Source organism: Enterobacter sp. 22466, assembly GCF_052044775.1.
GTDB classification, from domain to species: domain Bacteria; phylum Pseudomonadota; class Gammaproteobacteria; order Enterobacterales; family Enterobacteriaceae; genus Enterobacter; species Enterobacter dissolvens.
On the sequence record NZ_JBQENX010000007.1, the window covers coordinates 166620 to 187777 of the forward strand.

20 protein-coding genes are annotated in these 21158 nt (G+C 56.1%); 9 read left to right on the forward strand and 11 right to left on the reverse strand.

The features are described 5' to 3' along the window. Positions 1-117: 117 nt before the first annotated feature. The 4 genes from nagE to norV form a co-directional block, all read right to left on the reverse strand. Entirely contained in the window at positions 118-1608 is a 1491-nt protein-coding gene (nagE, locus tag ACTJJI_RS18260; protein ID WP_440655095.1) for an N-acetylglucosamine-specific PTS transporter subunit IIBC, read from the reverse strand. A gap of 218 nt (positions 1609-1826) precedes the next feature. Then, entirely contained in the window at positions 1827-1985 is a 159-nt protein-coding gene (locus tag ACTJJI_RS18265; protein ID WP_014833039.1) for a hypothetical protein, read from the reverse strand. A 244-nt stretch (positions 1986-2229) separates the two neighbouring features. Further along, positions 2230-3363: an NADH:flavorubredoxin reductase NorW gene (gene norW, locus ACTJJI_RS18270; RefSeq protein ID WP_440655097.1), complete on the reverse strand. Its 1134-nt coding sequence runs from the start codon at positions 3361-3363 to the stop codon at positions 2230-2232. Further along, on the reverse strand, positions 3360-4793 hold the full coding sequence (norV, locus tag ACTJJI_RS18275; RefSeq protein WP_440655099.1) for an anaerobic nitric oxide reductase flavorubredoxin: 1434 nt from the start codon (positions 4791-4793) through the stop codon (positions 3360-3362). The genes norW and norV overlap by 4 nt, the downstream gene beginning before the upstream one ends. Positions 4794-4977: 184 nt before the next feature. Between norV and norR the strand changes: the two genes are divergently transcribed. Beyond that, positions 4978-6492, forward strand: coding sequence for a nitric oxide reductase transcriptional regulator NorR (norR, locus tag ACTJJI_RS18280; protein ID WP_440655101.1), 1515 nt, complete (start codon positions 4978-4980; stop codon positions 6490-6492). Here the strand turns inward: norR and gutQ are convergent. From gutQ to srlA, 7 genes are all read right to left on the reverse strand, one after another. Next, positions 6489-7454 carry an arabinose-5-phosphate isomerase GutQ gene (gutQ, locus tag ACTJJI_RS18285; protein WP_083020744.1) on the reverse strand — a complete coding sequence of 322 codons (966 nt, stop codon included), beginning with the start codon at positions 7452-7454 and terminating at the stop codon, positions 6489-6491. The genes norR and gutQ overlap by 4 nt on opposite strands. Then, positions 7447-8220: a glucitol operon DNA-binding transcriptional repressor SrlR gene (gene srlR / locus ACTJJI_RS18290; protein ID WP_248041629.1), complete on the reverse strand. Its 774-nt coding sequence runs from the start codon at positions 8218-8220 to the stop codon at positions 7447-7449. Before srlR ends, gutQ begins: the two co-directional genes overlap by 8 nt. 63 nt (positions 8221-8283) lie before the next feature. Next, the gene (gene gutM, locus ACTJJI_RS18295) at positions 8284-8643 is read right to left on the reverse strand and encodes a transcriptional regulator GutM (protein ID WP_440655104.1); all 360 of its coding nucleotides are present in this window, start codon (positions 8641-8643) and stop codon (positions 8284-8286) included. A gap of 67 nt (positions 8644-8710) precedes the next feature. Continuing rightward, positions 8711-9490, reverse strand: coding sequence for a sorbitol-6-phosphate dehydrogenase (gene srlD, locus ACTJJI_RS18300; protein WP_014833032.1), 780 nt, complete (start codon positions 9488-9490; stop codon positions 8711-8713). A gap of 15 nt (positions 9491-9505) precedes the next feature. Next, positions 9506-9868 carry a PTS glucitol/sorbitol transporter subunit IIA gene (srlB, locus tag ACTJJI_RS18305; protein ID WP_014833031.1) on the reverse strand — a complete coding sequence of 121 codons (363 nt, stop codon included), beginning with the start codon at positions 9866-9868 and terminating at the stop codon, positions 9506-9508. A 12-nt stretch (positions 9869-9880) separates the two neighbouring features. After that, positions 9881-10840 carry a PTS glucitol/sorbitol transporter subunit IIB gene (srlE, locus tag ACTJJI_RS18310; protein ID WP_440655106.1) on the reverse strand — a complete coding sequence of 320 codons (960 nt, stop codon included), beginning with the start codon at positions 10838-10840 and terminating at the stop codon, positions 9881-9883. Then, on the reverse strand, positions 10837-11400 hold the full coding sequence (srlA, locus tag ACTJJI_RS18315) for a PTS glucitol/sorbitol transporter subunit IIC (RefSeq protein ID WP_014833029.1): 564 nt from the start codon (positions 11398-11400) through the stop codon (positions 10837-10839). Before srlA ends, srlE begins: the two co-directional genes overlap by 4 nt. Positions 11401-11673: 273 nt before the next feature. On the opposite strand from srlA, the gene mltB reads away from it, so the two are divergent. From mltB to alaS, 8 genes are all read left to right on the forward strand, one after another. After that, the gene (mltB, locus tag ACTJJI_RS18320; protein ID WP_014833028.1) at positions 11674-12774 is read left to right on the forward strand and encodes a lytic murein transglycosylase B; all 1101 of its coding nucleotides are present in this window, start codon (positions 11674-11676) and stop codon (positions 12772-12774) included. Between the two features lie 675 nt (positions 12775-13449). After that, positions 13450-14103 (forward strand): metal ABC transporter ATP-binding protein, encoded by a 654-nt coding sequence (locus ACTJJI_RS18325; RefSeq protein ID WP_047361460.1) that lies wholly within the window; start codon positions 13450-13452, stop codon positions 14101-14103. Continuing rightward, positions 14100-14960 (forward strand): metal ABC transporter permease, encoded by an 861-nt coding sequence (locus tag ACTJJI_RS18330; RefSeq protein ID WP_046889282.1) that lies wholly within the window; start codon positions 14100-14102, stop codon positions 14958-14960. The genes ACTJJI_RS18325 and ACTJJI_RS18330 overlap by 4 nt, the downstream gene beginning before the upstream one ends. Positions 14961-14974: 14 nt before the next feature. Further along, on the forward strand, positions 14975-15853 hold the full coding sequence (locus ACTJJI_RS18335) for a metal ABC transporter substrate-binding protein (RefSeq protein WP_047361462.1): 879 nt from the start codon (positions 14975-14977) through the stop codon (positions 15851-15853). 130 nt (positions 15854-15983) lie between these two features. Then, complete coding sequence (pncC, locus tag ACTJJI_RS18340) at positions 15984-16481, forward strand: nicotinamide-nucleotide amidase (protein WP_013098439.1); 498 nt, start codon at positions 15984-15986, stop codon at positions 16479-16481. A gap of 89 nt (positions 16482-16570) precedes the next feature. After that, entirely contained in the window at positions 16571-17629 is a 1059-nt protein-coding gene (gene recA, locus ACTJJI_RS18345; RefSeq protein WP_013098438.1) for a recombinase RecA, read from the forward strand. Between the two features lie 68 nt (positions 17630-17697). Beyond that, positions 17698-18198: a recombination regulator RecX gene (gene recX / locus ACTJJI_RS18350; RefSeq protein WP_046889280.1), complete on the forward strand. Its 501-nt coding sequence runs from the start codon at positions 17698-17700 to the stop codon at positions 18196-18198. 131 nt (positions 18199-18329) lie between these two features. Beyond that, positions 18330-20957, forward strand: a complete 2628-nt coding sequence (gene alaS, locus ACTJJI_RS18355; RefSeq protein ID WP_047361465.1) for an alanine--tRNA ligase — start codon at positions 18330-18332, stop codon at positions 20955-20957. The last annotated feature ends 201 nt before the right edge of the window (positions 20958-21158 follow it).

The window sequence follows — 21158 nt, forward strand, 5'->3', positions numbered from 1 at the left end:
GATGATAAGGGATGCTGAGAGTGTAGGGCGTTTTGCGGAATAAATAAGGTCTGGAAAGGTAAAGTGTTCCGGTTTTATTCCCTCTCCGGTACGGAGAGGGAACAGCAACGCGCCGCGTCAGGCTTTTGTCTGTGCCCGAATCTTCAGGGCAATACGTTCAGCTTGGGGGCCAAGTATGACCTGCGCATTCCGGGTCCCCATCTTCAGAATACCTTTGGCACCCAGCGCTTTCAGCTCCGGTTCATCCAGCAGGCTGTTATCCACCAGCGTCAGGCGCAAGCGGGTAATGCAGGCATCGACGCTCGTCAGATTTTCTTTGCCGCCTAACGCCACGATGTACCGGGCAATGGCCTCGCTCTGATCGTCAGAATCACCCGTTATTGCGTCCTCTTCCTCACGACCCGGCGTTTTCAGCCTGAAGACGCGAATAGCGAACGTGAACACCACAAAATAGATCGCGAAGAACAGCACAATCAGCGGGATTAAAATCCACGGTTTCGTGGCAAGCCCCCAGTTGAGCACAAAGTCGATCAACCCGGCGGAGAAACCAAAGCCGTGCAGCACGCCGAGGCTGTTGGCGATCACCATGCTGACGCCCGCAAGTACTGCATGCAGGGCGTACAGGGCAGGAGCAAGGAACAGGAAGGAGAATTCGATGGGTTCGGTGATGCCGGTCAGGAAGGCCGTTAGCGCCACAGAGAGCAGCATCCCGCCCACGGCTGAACGGCGGGCTTTCGGCGCGGCGAAATACATTGCCAGCGCAGCTCCCGGCAGGCCGCCCATAAAGATGGGGTACGCCCAGGCCATGTAGACGCCAGCATGCGGGTCACCCGCGAAGAAGCGGTTAAGGTCGCCACGGTTCAGGTCAGTGGCAATCTGTGTGATGGTGGAGCCCTCGATGCCCGGTACGGTACCACCGACAACCAGCCCTTTCACCACATCCGGCGCGAGACAGATGTTATGAACTGCACTCGCGGCATCATAGGTCACCTTCAGACAGTCGCCGAGGCTAAACCAGAAAACGGAGTGCAGAATGTAGTGCAGGCCAAACGGAATCAACGCCCGGTTAAGCACCCCATAGATAAACCAGCCCGGTTCGCCGCTGCGGGAAACGAGCAGGCTAAAAGTATCAATACCGTGCTGCACCGTAGGCCAGACGTAGCCGCACACCCAGGCGATGAACAGGCAGATAAGCCCGGTCATGATGGGGACCAGACGCTTGCCCGCAAAGAAGGCAAGAAAGTCCGGTAGTTTGGTATTCGAGAAGCGGTTATAGCAGTGGCCAGCCACCACGCCAGCAATAATCCCCGCGAAGAAGGACATGTTAATGGAGGCGTTAATGACCGCCGTGGCTTTGGTGAGCACCAGGAAGCCAACGGCACCGGCAAGGGCCGCCGCGCCCGCGTTGTCTTTAGCCAGACCAATGGCGATACCAAGGGCAAAAAGGAGCGGTAAGCTGTCGAAAATACCGCCCCCCGCACTGGCAATAAAGGGAATATTAAAAACATCAGGCTGACCGAGACGTAATAATATCGCTGCCACCGGCAGCGTGGCGATTGGCAACATCAGGGCTTTACCCAGACGTTGCAGATAACTAAATGCATTCATGTGAGTGGATTCCAGTAGAACTTAATTCACGACAAAAAATAACAGCTTTAATTTTAATGCGAAAGCAGGAAGGATGAAATTGTGATGGAAGATAAATTAATTTTTATTATATTTTCTCAGTTAATTAATATTTAAATAAACAATGATGAGTTCAATTATTTGTTCCGCTTTTTGCCGGGTTGCACTGCGCATACCCGGCCTGTAAGCTCTGGATGTGTTCATCGTTTCGTGTGGTTCAGGGGCATCATCAGTTCACGCAGACGCTCAATGCGTGCCTCCGGGCTAAGATAGAGCCAGCGAAATAATATACGCTCTGATTTTTTTACCCGCGTAAAATAGGCTGAAAGATAGTTTAGCTCTTTGGTGAACGTCGCCATGGGATATCTCCGGTTGAGTCATTAATCATCAGACTAAGCCGGGAGCAGGGAATAAAACAGGTTGATGTTTTACAGCTGTTCCGCATTTAAATAATTATGGACGGAATGAATAAGGGATTAAAAACGATGATTTATCTAATATGTATTTACCTCATGAATAAGATGCGCCAAAAAAAGCCCCGGGACAGCGGGGCGGCGGACACTAAAATCCAGAGATCACGTCAACGTGGCAGGCGACGCCGGATTAAGCAGGCAGTGATTTCAGCAGAGCGAAAGCCTCCTTCATCCGGTCTTCACTGACGACAAAGGCGCGTATCTGACCCTCGTTATCCACGCCTCGCGCGACCATGCCCTGCGGGTCGAGGGTGATTTGCCAGTGCAGATCCTGGCGCTGCGTTTCGCCTGCCAGATGCAGCGGCATGTCAGGCGTTTTCACCTTCACCAGCATGGCCGGTAATTTCAGCGGTGCGCTGCCGCCGAGCAGGTTTTTTGCCAGATGCATGGCGCCAAGCTGGATCGGCTGCAGGAAAGGCAGCACCTGACCGTTGATTTCCGCACAGTCCCCCAACGCGTAAATGTCGGGCTGCGTGGTTTGCAGGTAGCTATTCACCTTCACGCCACGGCCTGTTTCAGCGCCTGCGCGGTGCGCCAGCGCGGTTTCCGGGCGCAACCCCGTCGCGGCAACCACCACATCGACTTCTATGCTGCGGTTGCGGTCAAGCGTTGCGCGAATGCCGTCTTCGGTTTTGCTCAGACTCTGCAACTGCGATTTCAGCAGCAGATGCACGCCCATGTCGGTCAGACGGTGTTGTAAGCGACTGCTTACTTCTGCGGGCATCAAGGCCGACAGAATGCTTGCCGCGTGGTCGACCAGAGTGACGGCTTTACCTGCGCGACAGAAATCCATCGCCAGTTCGGTGCCAATCAGACCGCCGCCAACAATCATCACCCGCCTTGCGTCGCAAAGCGTCGTTTCACAGGCCTGGTACGCCTGCTGACTGTTCAGGGTGATCATCAGCTCGCGGCCTTCAACCGGCGGCACGAAAGCTGAGGCTCCCGTCGCCAGCACCAGCTTGTCGTACTGCCAGGTTTTGTCTTTCGCTTTTACCACGTGCGCGGCAGCGTCGATATCGGTGACCCAGGTGTAGGGAAACAGGCGCAGGTTGAACTGCTCCGCGAACTCTCCCGCCGTCTGGCGGGTGAGATCGTCAGAGCGCTGGTTCAGGCTAATCACATGGCTTAAATCAGGCTTGTTGTACTCATTCATGCTGTCGGCGGCGATGACCGTCAGCGGCACGTTTGCATCCTGTTTGCGGATATTTTTCACCAGCTGGCGGGCGGCAAAGCCCGAGCCGATGATGACAATGCCATTGCTCATTTTGCCTCCGTTGCCAGTTCGTCAAAGACGTCTTTCCCAAGGGAACATTCCGGGCAGAGGAAGGTGTCCGGCACCTCACTCCACGGCGTACCCGGTGCGACATCCTGCAGCGGCTCGCCCTGTTCCGGATCGTAGATCCACTGGCAGACACTGCACTGCATGCGTGGGCCAGGATCGGCGGTCGCGGCGCAGGCCTCCTGCTGTTCGGTCGGTTTCGCTGCCTGCGGAAGCGGTGCGAGCGCCCACTGACGCGCAATATCGCGGCCGTGCTGACGGCAGATTTCCAGCGCGTCGAGATCAGGCCGCCATTTGGCCTTCAGGCTCATGGACATCTCAAAACCGGCATCCTGCAGGCGGGTGGAAAGACGATCTACCGCACCGCCGCTCCAGCCGTGGGAGCCAAAGGCGCTGGCGCGTTTGTTGCGAAAGCGCAGGCCGGTCATCTCTTCCACCAGGCCGGCTATTTTCGGCATCATCACGTTGTTCATGGTGGAGGTGCCCACCAGCACGCCCTTAGAGCGGAACACGTTGGTGAGGATCTCGTTTTTATCGCTGCGCGCCACGTTGAAGATTTTCACCGCCACGTTCGGGTCCGCTTCGTTGATGCCCTGGGCAATCGCATCCGCCATCATGCGGGTGTTGTTGGACATGGTGTCGTAGAAGAGGGTGATGCGGTCTTCCTGATAATCCGCTGCCCATTTCAGGTACAGCTCAACGATCTGGGTAGGGTTTTCACGCCACACCACGCCGTGGGAGGTGGCAATCATATCCACCGGCAGGTTGAAGCCGAGGATCTCGTTGATTTTTGGCGTCACCAGACGGCTAAACGGGGTCAGGATGTTGGCGTAGTAGCGCTGGCACTGTTCAAACAGCTCGGTCTGATCCACTTCATCGTTAAACAGACGTTCGTCGCAGTAGTGCTGACCAAAGGCGTCGTTGCTGAACAGTACCGCATCGCCGGTCAGGTAGGTCATCATGCTGTCCGGCCAGTGCAGCATCGGGGTTTCCACGAAGATCAGCTGTTTGCCGTTACCAATATCCAGCGTGTCGCCGGTTTTCACGGTGTGGAAATTCCACTCCGGATGGTGATGGTGACCATTGATGGAGTCGATGGCGTTGGTGGTGCAGTAGATCGGGGTATCCGGAATGTGGGACATCAACTCGGTCAGCGCCCCGGCGTGATCCTCTTCCGCGTGGTTGATGATGATGTAGTCGATATCGTTCAGATCGATTTCGCTGCGCAGGTTCTGCACGAACTCGCGGCTGAATTTGTGATCGACGGTATCGATCAGCACGTTTTTACCTTCTCGGATGAGATAGCTGTTGTAGCTGCTGCCGCGCAGCGTTTTGTATTCCGTCCCGTGGAAATCACGCACTTCCCAGTCACGTTGACCGACCCAATGAATGTTATTTTTAACCAGAATAGACATAGCAACCTCAAATAATACGGCGTGTTGAATAAGATGTTTTGTCTATATCAACTTGCGTGCCAACTTTTATTTTATTGATTTTTATGGGTTAAAATTTTTATTCCCCGGAATGGGTAGTCATTATGACTATTGTTAAAGATGTCAATATGACACTATGTATTGTCAAAATGACAGCGAGGCAGACATGAGCTTTTCCGTAGACGTGCTGGCGAAGATCGCCATTGAACTGCAAACCGGCATCGGGCATCAGGATCGTTTTCAGCGGCTGATTTCCACGCTGCGCCACGTGCTGGACTGCGATGCATCGGCGCTGCTGCGCTATGAAGGACGACAGTTTATACCTCTGGCTATCGACGGGCTGGCGCAGGACGTTCTTGGAAGGCGTTTTACCCTGGAAGGCCACCCGCGGCTGGAGACCATCGCCCGGGCAGGTGACGTGGTGCGTTTTCCGGCTGACAGCGATCTGCCCGACCCGTACGACGGCCTTATACCGGGGCAGGAGAGCCTGAAGGTGCACGCCTGTATCGGGCTGCCGCTGTTTGCCGGACAAAACCTGATTGGGGCGCTGACCCTTGATGGGATGTCGCCTGACCAGTTCGATACCTTCAGCGACGAAGAGTTGCGCCTGATTGCGGCCCTCGCCGCCGGGGCGCTGAACAATGCCCTGCTGATTGAACAGCTGGAGAGCCAGAATATTCTTCCTGGCAGCCCGGCGGCGTTTGAACAGGTCGCGCATACGGAGATGATTGGCCTCTCGCCAGGCATGGTACAACTCAAAAAAGAGATTGAGATCGTCGCGGCATCCGATTTGAACGTGCTCATCTTCGGTGAGACCGGCACCGGTAAAGAGCTGGTGGCGAAATCCATTCACGAAGCTTCACCTCGTGCGGCCAACCCGCTGGTCTACCTTAACTGCGCCGCACTGCCGGAAAGCGTGGCGGAAAGCGAGCTGTTTGGTCATGTTAAAGGGGCATTTACCGGCGCCATCAGCAACCGCAGCGGTAAGTTTGAAATGGCCGATAACGGCACGCTGTTCCTCGATGAAATAGGCGAGCTTTCGCTGTCGCTGCAGGCCAAGCTGCTGCGCGTATTGCAGTACGGCGATATTCAGCGCGTGGGGGACGACCGCAGCTTACGGGTCAACGTGCGCGTGCTGGCGGCAACCAACCGCGACCTGCGCGAAGCGGTGCTTAACGGCAATTTCCGCGCCGATCTGTTCCATCGTCTGAGCGTTTTTCCGCTTACCGTGCCGCCGCTGCGCGAGCGTGGGGACGATGTGGTGCTGCTGGCGGGTTTTTTCTGCGAACAGTGTCGGCTCAAAATGGGCTTGTCGCGCGTGGTATTGAGCCCGGGGGCGCGGAGCCATCTGCTGACTTACGGCTGGCCGGGTAACGTACGCGAGCTGGAGCACGCCATCCATCGCGCGGTGGTGCTGGCACGGGCGACGCGCTCAGGGGATGAAATCGTGATTCATGCGCGGCATTTTGCGCTGCATGAGGAAAGTGCCCCGTTCGTGAAGCCCGCAACGCCTGAGAGCGTGAACGAGAACCTGCACGAGGCGACAGAAGAATTTCAGCGCCAGATGATTACCCGCGCGCTGGAACAGAACAACCGCAGTTGGGCGGCGTGCGCGCGGGCGCTGGAAATGGACGTCGCCAACCTGCACCGGCTGGCGAAGCGCCTGGGACTGAAGGGTTAAATAATGCCTGCCTGGTAGAAATCCTGCAGGTTGATGGCGCCGCACAGGCGGCCAGCGTCATCCACCACCGGTGCGGCGGTGATTTTACGTTTCATCAGCACCTCTTTGGCTTCAATGGCGCGGCTGCTGGCATTCAGCGTTAACCCGCCCGGGGTCATCGCTTCTGACACGCGTGCCTCCAGCTTGCCGCCGCCCACCAGCCAGCGGCGCAGGTCGCCGTCGGTAAAGACGCCTTTCACCTGACGCATATCGTCGCAGACGGCGACCAGTCCCAGCCCGGTGCGGCTCAGTTCCAGCATCGCGTCCATCACGCTGGTGTCGAGTTTGACCTGCGGGATGGCATCGCCGGTACGCATCAGATGGTGAACGTTATTCAGCAAGCGGGCGCCGAGTGCCCCGGCAGGGTGTGAACGGGCGAAATCTTCTTCATTGAAACCGCGCGCCTGCATGACCGCCATCGCCAGCGCGTCGCCCATCATCAGGGTGTTGACGGTGCTGGAGGTGGGGGCGAGGTGCATCGGGCAGGCTTCGCGCTCCACGGCAATATCCAGCACCGCTTTGGCCGCCAGTGCCAGCGGCGAGCGGGATTTACCGGTCATGGCCAGCAGGGCGATCGATTTTTCCTGCAGACGCGGGATGATGAGATCCAGCTCTTTGGCCGAGCCGGAGTAAGAAATAAACAGCATTACGTCGCGGCTTTCGATCATCCCCAGATCGCCATGCAGGGCTTCAGCCGGGTGCACGAAGAACGCCGGTGTCCCGGTGCTCGCCAGCGTCGCGGCAATTTTCTTGCCGATGTGGCCGGACTTGCCGATCCCGGAGACAATCACTTTGCCTTTGCACTCAATAATAATATTGGCGGCGCGCACAAAATCTTCACCCAGCCGTTCCGGCAGCCGGCTGGCCTCCTGCAGTTCCAGCATCAGGGTCTGACGGCCAGCGTTTAACAGAAAATCACTCATCTTTCTCTCCAGTTACGATTACATCGATGCCTTTCTCTTCCAGCGCTTTTTTGAACGCCGGATCGATCCCTGCGTCGGTGATCAGCTTATCGACGCTTTCAAGGCTACAGACTATGTTGGGGCTTTTACGGCCAAACTTCGAGGAGTCCGCCATTAAAATCACTTCCCGGGCGGCGTTGCACATGGCTTTACTGACGCTGAACACTTCGTTGAAGGTGGTAACACCGGCATTCAGGTCGATGCCGTCGGTACCCATAAACAGTTTGTCAAAGCTGAAGTGCTCGAAGGCATTTTCTGCCAGCTGGCCGTGAAATGACGCTGATTTTTTACGGAAAGTCCCGCCGGGCATGAGAATGGTTTGTTCACTGTCAAACTCCGAGAGAGCGTTGACGATATGCAGGCTGTTGGTCATCACCGTGATGTTGTTAAAGCGGCTGAGCAGCGGGATCATCTGCAGGACGGTACTGCCCGCATCAAGAATAATAGAGTCGCCATCATGGATAAATTTCACGGCGGCTTCGGCAATCAGCGCTTTCTGGTGGGTGTTGATCAGCGTTTTGTGATCGATAGGCGGGTCGGCTTCGTCTTTGTTGAGCATCACCCCGCCGTAGGTTCGAATGACTGCGCCAGCGTTTTCGAGCAATACCAGGTCCTTGCGTATTGTTGTGCCGGTGGTGTCAAAGTAGTGGGCCAGCTCCTCTACCGAGCATTTTCCCTGCTTTTGCAGATGCTCAAGAATGGCCGCCTGCCGCTGACGTGGTTTCATAGGCGCTTCGTTCCTTAGGTTGCGAAATGATAATTTCGCAAGTCTATAGCTTTCACAACGAAATTATCCATGTTTCAGATTAAGCGCTAATGATAGTGCATTCTGACAGAGTGGATCATGGGGAAAGATCACATTAGGCCGCAATTCCTGCAAAGAAATGCCGTTGATTGCCCGGATTTTCACCGGTCGGGCAAAGACGGTCATGCCGCGCATGATCAGGGAATCGCAGACGTTATTGTTTTCATCCAGCGCAACGGCGACAACGACGCGTGGTTTGAAGCGTCCACCGGAACGCCCGACGCCCACGCGACCTTGATGACACAGAGCGTCAAACGCGCGGTTAAACTGGTGGATTTGCCAGCCGCCAAACGCCAGCTGGCAGAGCCAGGCGAGGGCGGCGACGGTGATGAGTGCGGTTACCATATCGGCTCCTTGTTATATTCCCTCTCCCTGTGGGAGAGGGGTAGGGTGAGGGCATCAGCCTGCTCGATCAGAACATCACCTGCCCACCGGTGACGTTAATCGACTGCCCGGTGCAGTAAGAGGCTTTCGGGCTGGCATAGAACAGCAGGATATTCAGCACATCCTGATAGTCGCACCCGCGCTTCAACGGCACTTTGTCGATGTAATACTGCTCCACTTCATCTTCTTTGATGCCAAGCTTGGTGGCGTACTGCGGCAGAAGCGACTGGAACATTGGCGACTTCAGCAGGTTGCCCAGCATCAGCGAGTGAACGGTAATTCCGTATTCGGCCAGATCCAGCGCCAGAGACTGCGTCAGCCCTACGCCGCCAAACTTCGCCGCGCTGTAGCCGGAGTTGTGTTTGCTGCCCACTTTTCCCGATTTGGAGTTGATCTGAATGATGCGCCCCTGAATGCCGTCGCGGATCATCAGACGGGAAAACTCACGGGCGCAGAGGAAGTAGCCTACCAGATTGACCTGCAGGGAACGGTCAAAATCCCCCAGCTCGACATCGCTGATAAACGCCGCTTTGGCAATCCCGGCACTATAGACCAGCAGGTCGGTACGGCCAAAAATCTCGTCTACCCCGCGGGCCAGCGCCATGACGCTCTGCTCGCTGGTGGCATCGGCACCAAACCCGTATGCCATTCCTTCACCAAATTCGGTGTTGATGGTATCCGCCACGCGGGCGGCTTTCTCACTCTGAATATCCACTACCGCCACGCGGTAACCTTCTGCGGCAAGCCCACGGCAGAGAAACTCTCCTAAGGTTTGTCCTCCACCAATGACAACGGCAACCTGACTCATAACGCTCTCCTTAAATTACGCAACAAATTTTAATGTGCAGCCTGGGGTAACAGCCTGCGGAACTGGGCCATCCACGTGAACCGTGCCGGGATATTCCGCCTGCGCCTGGCCATCGAACCGCAGGGTGATGTGGCCCAGCTCGCGCAGATTTTGCTCGGCCACGTCGCCCACGGCGGTGACGGCATAGCGGGTATCACCCAGCTCCAGCTGGCTTCCCGCTTTCAACTCTCCGTGCAGTTCGCCGTGGCAGTGGATAAAACAAAACTCTTCGATATCTGCCGGGGCGCCTTCGCGGAAAGTGATCAGCATCTGGTCGCTTAAGGCATCGGCCGCGCTCTGGCCGATGCGGGTAATGGTGGTCTGGTAAATCACGGTCATTGCAGGCACCTCTTATTGATAAATAAAGCCGGAAACAAACCAGGCAATCAGCACCGTCGGTGCGCCTGTCAGGAAACGGCTGACCAGCACAGACGGGACACCCACGCGCACGGTGTCCTGACGCGCTTCGGCAAGTGACAAGCCAACGGGAATGAAGTCGCATGCTGCCTGGGCGTTAATGGCAAACAGCGCAGGCAGGGCCAGATGCGGAGGAATGTTACCCAGACCAATCTGTACGCCAATCAGCACGCCGATGACCTGAGCAATCACCGCCCCCGGGCCGAGGAACGGCGACAGCAGCGGGAAGGAGCAGATCAGCGCCAGCGTCACCAGACCGAGTGCGTGGCTGGCAAGCGGGGCGAGGCCGTGGGCGATCCAGTCTCCCAGACCGGACGCCATGATGATGCCGATTAACGCGGAGACGAAGGCCATAAACGGCAGGATGGTTTTCAGCACCGTGTCGATGGTGTCGCGCCCGGACTGGAACAGTACCGCCACGGCGGAGCCCATTCCCATGCCGACCTTCGCCAGCAGGCCGTCGCTCTGCTCGGTGATCTTCTTACTGGTGTCGTAGTCGCGCGGTGCGGTTTTTTGCGGGGCGGAAGTCCCATTCACCAGCGTGATGTTCTCCTCCTTCACGCCTGACACATAAATGTCTTCAAGGATGTACTGCGCCAGCGGGCCTGATTTCCCGGTGGAGTGAATATTCACCGTCGGAATGCGACGCTTCGGATAGATACCGCAGCGCAGCGTGCCGCCACAGTCGATGACCGCCACGCCGATTTCCGCCTCCGGTGGTTCGCCTTCTTTGAAGCCGTCCACCGCTTCCCAGCCGGTCAGATCGCGTAGCTTGTCGACAATTGCCGGACGTGTGCCTGCGGTGATATAGACGATTTTTTTGCCTTCGGTGGCGTCGAACTCCAGCGGGCCGCCCCAGCCGCCCGTGCCTTTCTCAATGCGGATCCGGCTCATGCTGTTGCTCCTGACAGGTGAACATTTTGCTCAAGCTGGATGCCCATTTTTTTCTCGAAAATGGTGGTGGTGAGATCGGTCACCCAGCCACGGAAGAAATTGGTGACCAGGCCGACCAGCAGATAGCTCACCGCCAGGGGGCCAAGCGGCAGGCCAAGCGTGGTCAGGCCGCTGGCAATACCGAGATAAACAAACAGCTCACCCGGGTTGATATGGGGGAACAGGCCGTTCATGGAGTGGCAGCTATATGAGGCGGCGGCGTAGTAACTCGGTTTGTACTTTTCTGGCATAAAGCGGCCGAGGCTTAAGGTCATGGGGTTACAGAAAACGAAGGTACCAATGCAGGGCAACAGCAGGTAACGGGATAACGGGTTCCCGGCACAGCGTTGGGCGAAGCGTTCAATGCGTTGCTGGCCGATAAAGTTAATCAGCGCATTCATGATCACCAGCAGGCTGATCAGCAGCGGCAGGATCCCGGTCACCATACCGGTGAAGACCTCTCCGCCTTTCTGAAACAGCCCGATGAACCACTCGGCGCCGTGGGTGATGGTTTCTATCATTCTTCTCTCCTGTGGGGCTTTTTTGTTTTGTATTACCTGGACTAATAATAATCACTTTGAAAGGTTTTAAAGTGTTAATCAGATCTCACAATGAAAGAAAAATGGATTATTTTGAAAGTTAATGGGTGAGAGTGGCGCATTTTGGTTGAAAAAAGCGCAGATTTGCGTTGAGGAGCGTAAAGATTTGGTGGGGAAGGCGCGTACCGCTTCCTTGAGGTGTTGCGGATGCTTTACCATACTGGGTTCTTATCGAACCCGTTAAATGGATGCCCCATGTTCAAGCGTCGTTATGCAGCGTTGTTACCTGCGCTTATTCTGCTGTCCGCCTGTAGTAGTAAACCCAAGACTGAAGCCGCTGTGCAGACGGCTGGCGCGCCTTCCGGAGGATTCCTGCTGGAGCCGCAGCACAATATGATGCAGATGGGTGGCGACTTCGCGAATAACCCGGCGGCCGAACAGTTCATCGATAAAATGGTGAGCAAACACGGCTTTGACAGACAGCAATTGCATGAAATTTTGTCGCAGGCGAAACGTCTGGACTACGTGCTGCGCCTGATGGACAGGCAGGCACCGACAGCGCAAGTGCCAACCGGGCCAAACGGTGCGTGGTTGCGCTATCGCAAACAGTTTATTACCCCGGACAACGTGCAAAATGGCGTGGTGTTCTGGAATCAGTATGAAGATGCCCTCAATCGCGCGTGGCAGGTTTACGGCGTGCCACCTGAAATCATCGTCGGCATTATCGGTGTGGAAACCCGCTGGGGTCGCGTGATGGGCAAAACCCGCATTCTCGATGCGCTGGCCACGCTCTCGTTTAACTACCCGCGTCGTGCCGAATACTTCTCTTCCGAGCTGGAAACCTTCCTGCTGATGGCGCGTAACGAACAGGATGACCCGCTCGATCTGAAAGGCTCGTTTGCCGGTGCGATGGGCTATGGTCAGTTCATGCCGTCTTCCTACAAGCAGTATGCCGTCGACTTTAACGGAGACGGACACATCAATCTGTGGGATCCGGTCGATGCCATCGGCAGCGTGGCGAACTACTTCAAGGCACACGGCTGGACGCCGGGTGGGCAGGTAGCCGTACAGGCCAATGGCGAGGCGTTTGGTCTGGAAAACGGCTTTAAAACCAAATACAGCGTTGCGCAGCTGACGGCGGCAGGTTTAACGCCAACGCAGCCGCTGGGTAATGTCGATCAGGTGAGCCTGCTGCGTCTGGATGTAGGAACCGGGTATCAGTACTGGTACGGTATGCCAAACTTCTACACTATCACCCGCTATAACCACAGCACGCACTATGCGATGGCCGTATGGCAACTGGGCCTGGCGGTATCGCAGGCGCGTGTCCCTGCGGCGTCACCGTTTAGTCAGTAAGTCGCTTTATTCCTCCCTCTCCCTGTGGGAGAGGGTTCCCCACAAAATAATGCCTGCACGGAGGACTCCCTCTCCCTTGAGGGAGAGGGCTGGGGTGAGGGGGAACATATGGCTGTAGAGGTCATTCCGTTCACTTTATGTTCCTTGCTACTCTGTAACAACATGACCCGTGAACGTGCCAGGGCGGCTCAATCGCCGCCGCCCTGGCGACCCGGGCTCCCGGCGGTAAATCGCCGCTTCGCGGTGCCCTCGGCTTATTCCTTCCGGCTTATCGGGGACGGGCGGATGTAACGTCCCTGTAAAGCCGCCCTCTCGGCGCATCCATGCGCCTCGCCCCGGCCTGCAGGAAACGCCTCAGCGATTTACAGCCGGACCAGGGCGTCGCTGTAAATCATTTATTTTCCTGAAGCAACATTCATCGCTTTCGGTAAATAATTACTGGGGATCCCTCAGCCCTGTGGGAGCGGGCCCCCCGCAGAAACATTTCGCCACACTCCCTTTGCAAACGCGCCATTTACATCTCAATCGCCTTTCATTATTGTTACGTTATAACATTTAATGTGGTGTCAAAATGTCAACGACCCTTTTCTCTTTGTCTGCGGCAGTTAGGTTTCTGCTGGCGCTGGTCATTATCGTGTTTATCGGGCTGGCCGTGCGCTGGGCGGTGGCATTGCCATGATCGTCATGGATGAACTGATTGCGGGTTACGACCGTGTCCCCGTCACGCGTGCGATATCCGGCGTGATTGAACGCGGAAGCATGACCGCCATTATCGGGGCCAACGGATGCGGAAAATCCACGCTGCTGAAAACGCTCGCCGGGTTTATTCCGCCCGTGAGCGGCCATTTTCGCTGGCAGGGTAAACGCCCGGTCATTGGCTGGCTGGCGCAGCGTCACGCGCTGGAGGCGCAATTCCCGCTGACGGTTCAGGATGTGGTGAGCATGGGCTGCTGGCCGCGTGTGTCGCTCTTTTCCGGCTTTCGTCGGGAAACACGCTCGCGCATTGCCAGCGCGCTGGAGCGTGTCGGGCTGGACGCCATGGCGTTATCTACCATCGATGCACTCTCCGGCGGCCAGTTTCAGCGCATGCTGTTTGCCCGGATCCTGGTGCAACAGGCGCCGCTGGTCATGCTTGATGAGCCCTTTACCGGCGTCGATGAAGCCACCTGTAACGTGTTGATGGATCTGATGCTTGAGATGTACATGCAGGGCCAAACCCTGCTCGCGGTATTGCATGACAGCGAGCGCGTTTCGCGTCATTTTCCGCAAACCCTGCGGCTGGATACGGCTATTCCCCACTGGAAAACCGAGCGGGTGAGGGTGGCATGATCTGGCATCTCTTCTTTCAGCCGTTTATCGAATACGGCTTTATGCGTCGCGCGCTGGTGGTGTGCCTGGCGCTGTCCGTCAGCACCACGGCACTGGGTGTTTTCCTGCAACTGCGCCGGATGAGCCTGATGGGCGATGCCCTTTCACATGCCATTTTACCCGGCGTTGCGGTGGGCTATCTGCTGAGCGGTATGTCACTGCTGGCGATGAGTATCGGCGGGTTTATCGCCGGGATCGCCGTGGCGCTGGTGGCGGGGTTGGTCAGTCGCCGTACGCCGCTCAAAGAGGATGCCAGTTTTGCCGGGTTCTATCTCGGCTCGCTGGCGCTGGGCGTGACGCTGGTGTCGCTGCGCGGTTCGAACGTCGATCTGCTGCACCTGCTGTTTGGTTCCATTCTGGCGGTGGATAACGACGCCGCGCTGTTTGTGGCTGGCGTGTGCATCTTCACGCTGGTGACGCTGGCAGTTTTCTATCGTGGGCTGGTGACCGAGGCGTTCGATACCGCCTGGCTACAGGTTAACGCCCGCTGGCTGCCCGGCCTGTTGCACGGACTGTTTCTGGCGCTGCTGGTGCTTAACCTGGTGGCCGGATTTCAGGTTCTCGGCACGCTGATGGCCGTCGGGCTGATGATGTTGCCGGCAGTGGCGGCACGCTGCTGGGTGCGCACCCTTCCGGGGTTGCTCTGCCTGGCGGGCATCAGCGGCGTTTTTTGTGCATGGCTGGGGTTAAGCCTCTCCTGGGCGGTGAGTTTACCCGCCGGGCCGTCCATCGTGCTGACCGCCAGCGTGCTGTTCTTTATTTCGGTTTTATTTGGCACACGAAGCCACCTGGCTGGCAGCCTGCGTGCGCTTTTTTAACGCAAGGGGAAATGATGAAACGTACAGGGTTAATAATGGCGCTCGCGCTCGGGATGATGTCACAGGGCGTGATGGCAAAAACGCTTAATGTGGTCACCAGTTTTTCCATTCTGGGAGACATCACCCGGGAGGTGGGGGGCGATCGGGTCAACGTGACTACGCTGGTAGGGCCGGACGGTGATCCGCATACCTTCGAACCGTCCCCAAAAGACAGTGCGGCGCTCAGCAAGGCCGATGTGGTGGTGGTAAACGGTCTGGGGCTGGAGGGCTGGCTCGACCGGCTGGTGAAGGCCTCCGGATTTAAAGGCCAGCTGGTGGTGGCCTCGACCGGGGTGAAAACCCATACGCTTGAAGAGGACGGGAAAACCGTGACCGATCCGCATGCCTGGAACAGTGCGGCGAACGGAGCACGGTATGCGCAAAATATCCTCGCCGGGCTGGTAAAAGCCGATCCTGATGATAAGGCGGCGCTGGAGGCGACAGGTAAACCTTATATTGCGCAACTGACTCAACTGGATAGCTGGGCCAAAACGCAATTCAGCCAGATCCCGCAGGCAAAACGTAAAGTACTCACCAGCCATGACGCCTTCGGCTATTTCAGCCGCGCCTATGGCGTGACCTTTATTGCGCCGCAGGGCTTGTCGTCAGAGAGCGAAGCCAGCGCGGCGCAGGTGGCTGAGATTATCAATCAGATAAAAGCGGACGGGGTGAAAACCTGGTTTATGGAAAACCAGCTCGACCCGCGCCTGGTTAAACAAATTGCCACGGCCACCGGTGCGCAGCCGGGGGGCGAACTTTATCCGGAAGCACTGTCGGCCAAAGGCGGCGTGGCGGATACCTACGTGAAGGCGTTTCGCCATAACGTGAATACCCTCGCCAGGAGCATGAAGTAACCTTCTTCTCAGCCGGTGCCTTCGCATCGGCTTTTTTCTGAAGCCCCCTCGTAAAACATGATCCACATCTCCATATCTGACGAGAAAGTGCTATCTTGTGCTGCACGTTTTTCTGATGCCCGGAGCGAGAATGACTGACCATGAATTGATGCAGCTTAGCGAAGTCGTAGGACTGGCGCTTAAGCAACGTGGCGCGACTATCACGACTGCCGAATCCTGTACCGGTGGCTGGGTTGCTAAAGCGATTACCGATATTGCAGGCAGTTCCGCCTGGTTTGAACGCGGCTTTGTGACCTACAGTAACGAAGCTAAAGCGCAAATGATTGGCGTGCACGAATCCACACTTGAACAGCATGGTGCGGTCAGTGAGCCGGTGGTGATTGAGATGGCAATTGGTGCGCTAAAAGCGGCGCGCGCGGATTATGCCATTTCTATTAGCGGTATCGCGGGCCCGGACGGCGGCAGTGACGTGAAGCCTGTCGGCACCGTCTGGTTTGGTTTTGCCACCTCTAAAGGTGAGGGGATCACTCGCCGGGAGTGCTTTAGCGGCGATCGTGAAAGCGTGCGTCGTCAGGCCACCGTTTATGCGTTAAAAACGCTCTGGCAACAATTTCTACAAAACACTTGATACTGTATGACCATACAGTATAATTGCACCAACAGAACAGAAATCCACGGTGAAGCACAGTCGCTTCTCCCGGCATGACAGGAGTAATAATGGCTATCGACGAAAACAAACAGAAAGCGTTGGCGGCAGCACTGGGCCAGATCGAAAAGCAATTCGGTAAAGGCTCCATCATGCGCCTGGGTGAAGACCGTACCATGGATGTGGAAACGATCTCCACCGGTTCGCTTTCTCTGGATATCGCGCTGGGCGCGGGCGGTCTGCCAATGGGCCGTATCGTAGAGATCTACGGGCCAGAATCCTCCGGTAAAACCACCCTGACGCTGCAGGTGATTGCCGCGGCGCAGCGCGAAGGTAAAACCTGTGCCTTTATCGATGCCGAGCACGCGCTGGACCCTGTTTATGCTCGTAAGCTGGGCGTGGATATCGATAACCTGCTGTGTTCTCAGCCAGACACGGGTGAGCAGGCGCTGGAGATTTGTGACGCGCTGGCGCGTTCCGGTGCGGTTGACGTTATCGTGGTCGACTCCGTTGCTGCGCTGACGCCAAAAGCGGAAATCGAAGGCGAAATCGGCGACTCTCACATGGGCCTCGCGGCACGTATGATGAGCCAGGCAATGCGTAAGCTGGCCGGTAACCTGAAGCAGTCCAACACGCTGCTGATCTTCATCAACCAGATCCGTATGAAAATTGGCGTGATGTTCGGTAACCCGGAAACCACCACCGGTGGTAACGCGCTGAAATTCTATGCTTCTGTCCGTCTGGATATCCGCCGTATCGGGGCGGTGAAAGAGGGTGAGAACGTGGTGGGGAGTGAAACCCGCGTGAAGGTCGTGAAGAACAAGATCGCCGCGCCGTTCAAACAGGCTGAATTCCAGATCCTCTACGGTGAAGGTATCAACTTCTTCGGCGAACTGGTTGACCTGGGCGTGAAAGAGAAGCTGATCGAAAAAGCAGGCGCATGGTACAGCTACAACGGCGACAAAATTGGTCAGGGTAAAGCGAATGCGATCTCCTGGCTGAAAGAGAACCCGGCTGCAGCGAAAGAGATCGAGAAGAAAGTGCGTGAGCTTCTGCTGAACAACCAGGACTCTAAACCTGATTTCGTGGTTGATGGTGCGGATGCTGAAGAAACTAACGAAGACTTTTAAGGCTTTCGTTTAAAAATGAAGGGCTGCTGATGCGGCCCTTTTTGCATTTCTGAACCAGCAGGTTTTTTATGAGTGAATCCACAACGCGTCGACCCGCTTATGCGCGATTACTGGACCGCGCGGTGCGGATCCTTGCCGTGCGTGACCACAGTGAACAAGAGCTGCGGCGTAAACTGTCGGCCCCGGTGATGGGTAAAAATGGGCCGGAAGAGATTGATGCCACCGCGGAAGATTATGACCGGGTGATTGCCTGGTGCTATGAGCATCACTATCTGGATGATGACCGTTTTGCTTCCCGGTTCCTGGCCAGCCGTGGCCGTAAGGGATACGGTCCGGCGCGTATCCGTCAGGAGTTGAACCAGAAGGGCGTTGCCCGTGAGTCCATTGAAAAAGCGATGCGCGACTGTGACACGGACTGGTGTGCGCTGGCAAAAGAGCAGGCGATTCGTAAATACGGTGAACCGCTGCCGCGTGAATTTTCAGAAAAAGTCAAAATCCAGCGCTTTTTGCTCTACCGCGGCTTTCTGATGGAAGATATTCAGGATATCTGGCGTAATTTTGCCGATTGAACGCATGCGGGATTTTACTTCCCACCAAAGAAAACTTATCTTATTCCCACTTTTTCCAGTAGCAGGTCTGTCCAGGGGTTTACCGATACCGGCTTGCTACGACATTTCGTTAGCTTGATTTCAGGATAATTATGAGCAAGAGCACCGCTGAGATCCGTCAGGCGTTTCTCGATTTTTTCCATAGTAAGGGACACCAGGTTGTTGCCAGCAGCTCCCTGGTACCGAACAACGACCCAACTCTGCTGTTTACCAACGCCGGGATGAACCAGTTCAAGGATGTGTTCCTTGGTCTCGACAAGCGTAATTATTCCCGCGCCACAACCTCACAGCGTTGCGTGCGTGCGGGCGGTAAACACAACGACCTGGAAAACGTCGGTTACACCGCACGCCACCATACCTTCTTCGAAATGCTGGGTAACTTCAGCTTCGGCGACTATTTCAAACACGATGCGATTCAATACGCGTGGGAACTGCTGACCGGTGAAAACTGGTTCAACCTGCCGAAAGAGCGTCTGTGGGTTACCGTCTATGAAACCGATGACGAAGCCTACGAAATCTGGGAAAAAGAAGTCGGTATCCCGCGCGAACGTATTATTCGCATCGGTGATAACAAAGGCGCACCGTACGCGTCTGACAACTTCTGGCAGATGGGTGACACCGGTCCTTGCGGTCCGTGCACCGAGATCTTCTACGATCACGGCGACCACATCTGGGGCGGCCCTCCAGGCAGCCCGGAAGAAGACGGCGATCGCTACATTGAGATCTGGAACATCGTCTTCATGCAGTTCAACCGTCAGGCCGACGGCACCATGGAGCCGCTGCCGAAGCCGTCCGTGGATACCGGTATGGGCCTGGAGCGTATTGCGGCTGTTCTGCAGCACGTTAACTCCAACTACGAAATTGATCTGTTCAGCACCCTGATCAAAGCCGTTGCAGAAGTGACCGGCGCGACCGATCTGAACAACAAATCACTGCGCGTAATCGCAGACCATATCCGTTCCTGTGCGTTCCTGATTGCGGACGGCGTTATTCCGTCGAATGAAAACCGTGGCTATGTGCTGCGTCGTATCATTCGTCGTGCTATCCGTCACGGCAACATGCTGGGCGCGAAGGACACCTTCTTCTATAAACTCGTTGGGCCACTGATTGGCGTAATGGGTTCTGCAGGTGACGAGCTGAAACGCCAGCAGGCGCAGGTTGAGCAAGTTCTGAAGACTGAAGAAGAGCAGTTTGCACGTACACTGGAGCGCGGTCTGGCGCTGCTGGATGAAGAACTCGCTAAGCTTAAGGGCGACACGCTGGATGGCGAAACTGCTTTCCGCCTGTACGACACCTACGGTTTCCCGGTTGACCTGACGGCGGACGTTTGCCGTGAGCGCAACATCAAAGTGGACGAAGCGGGCTTTGAAGCGGCGATGGAAGAGCAGCGTCGTCGTGCGCGTGAGTCCAGCGGTTTTGGCGCAGACTACAACGCGATGATCCGCGTAGACAGCGCGTCTGAATTCAAAGGCTATGAAGCACTGGAACTGACCGGCAAAGTGACCGCCCTGTTTGTTGACGGCAAAGCCGTGGAGAGCATCAGCGCAGGTCAGGATGCGGTTGTCATTCTGGATAAGACCCCGTTCTATGCGGAATCCGGTGGTCAGGTTGGTGATAAAGGCGAACTGAAAGGCAACGGTTTCAGCTTCAGCGTGAGCGACACCCAGAAATACGGCCAGGCGATTGGTCATCTGGGTAAACTGGTTTCAGGCTCCCTGAAAGTGGGCGAGGGCGTTCAGGCTAATGTCGACGAAGCGCGTCGTGCACGCATCCGTCTGAACCACTCGGCAACGCACCTGATGCACGCTGCACTGCGTGAGGTTCTGGGAACGCATGTTGCACAGAAAGGTTCTCTGGTTAACGACAAAGTGCTGCGTTTCGACTTCTCGCATTTTGAAGCGATGAAACCGTCTGAAATCCGTGCGGTGGAAGATCTGGTGAACGCGCAAATCCGCCGTAACCTGCCAATCGAAACCCACATTATGGATCTCGACGCGGCGAAGAAAAAAGGTGCGATGGCCCTGTTTGGTGAGAAATATGACGACCGTGTTCGCGTATTGAGCATGGGCGACTTCTCTACCGAGCTCTGCGGTGGTACTCACGCATCACGTACCGGTGATATTGGTCTGTTCCGCATCGTTTCCGAATCCGGGACGGCGGCAGGGGTACGTCGTATTGAAGCGGTGACCGGTGAAGGCGCGATTGCCAGCCTGCATGCGCAGAGCGACCAGTTGCACGACATTGCGCAGCTGTTGAAAGGCGATACCCAGAACCTGGGCGAGAAAGTGCGTGTTGCGCTGGATCGCACCCGCCAGCTGGAAAAAGAGCTGCAGCAGCTCAAAGAGCAGGCTGCGGCGCAGGAGAGTGCAAACCTCTCCAGCAAGGCTGTAGACATTAAGGGCGTTAAACTGCTTGTCAGCGATCTGGCAGGTGTTGAGCCTAAGATGCTGCGTACCATGGTCGACGATCTGAAGAACCAGCTTGGTTCGACAGTTATTGTGCTGGCAACGGTGGCAGAAGGTAAGGTTTCTCTGATTGCGGGCGTCTCTAAGGATGTGACCGACCGCGTTAAAGCAGGGGAATTGATTGGTATGGTCGCCCAGCAGGTGGGTGGCAAAGGTGGCGGTCGTCCGGACATGGCGCAAGCCGGTGGTACGGATGCGGCGGCACTTCCTGCGGCATTGGCCAGCGTTGAAAGCTGGGTAAGCGCGAAACTGTAATAACTACAAAGCACAAACAGACGCCATAGCGGTAACGTTATGGCGTCTTGTTCACTGCACTATCGATAACGATAAAGTCAGGTTGAGTTTGTGTATATCGGCTAAACTTACGTTTAACAGAATGTGATGCCGTGACTGCTTACACTTTACGTGTTTGTCATCGCTTACTTTTTGGCGTTATATGATGGATAATGCCGGGAT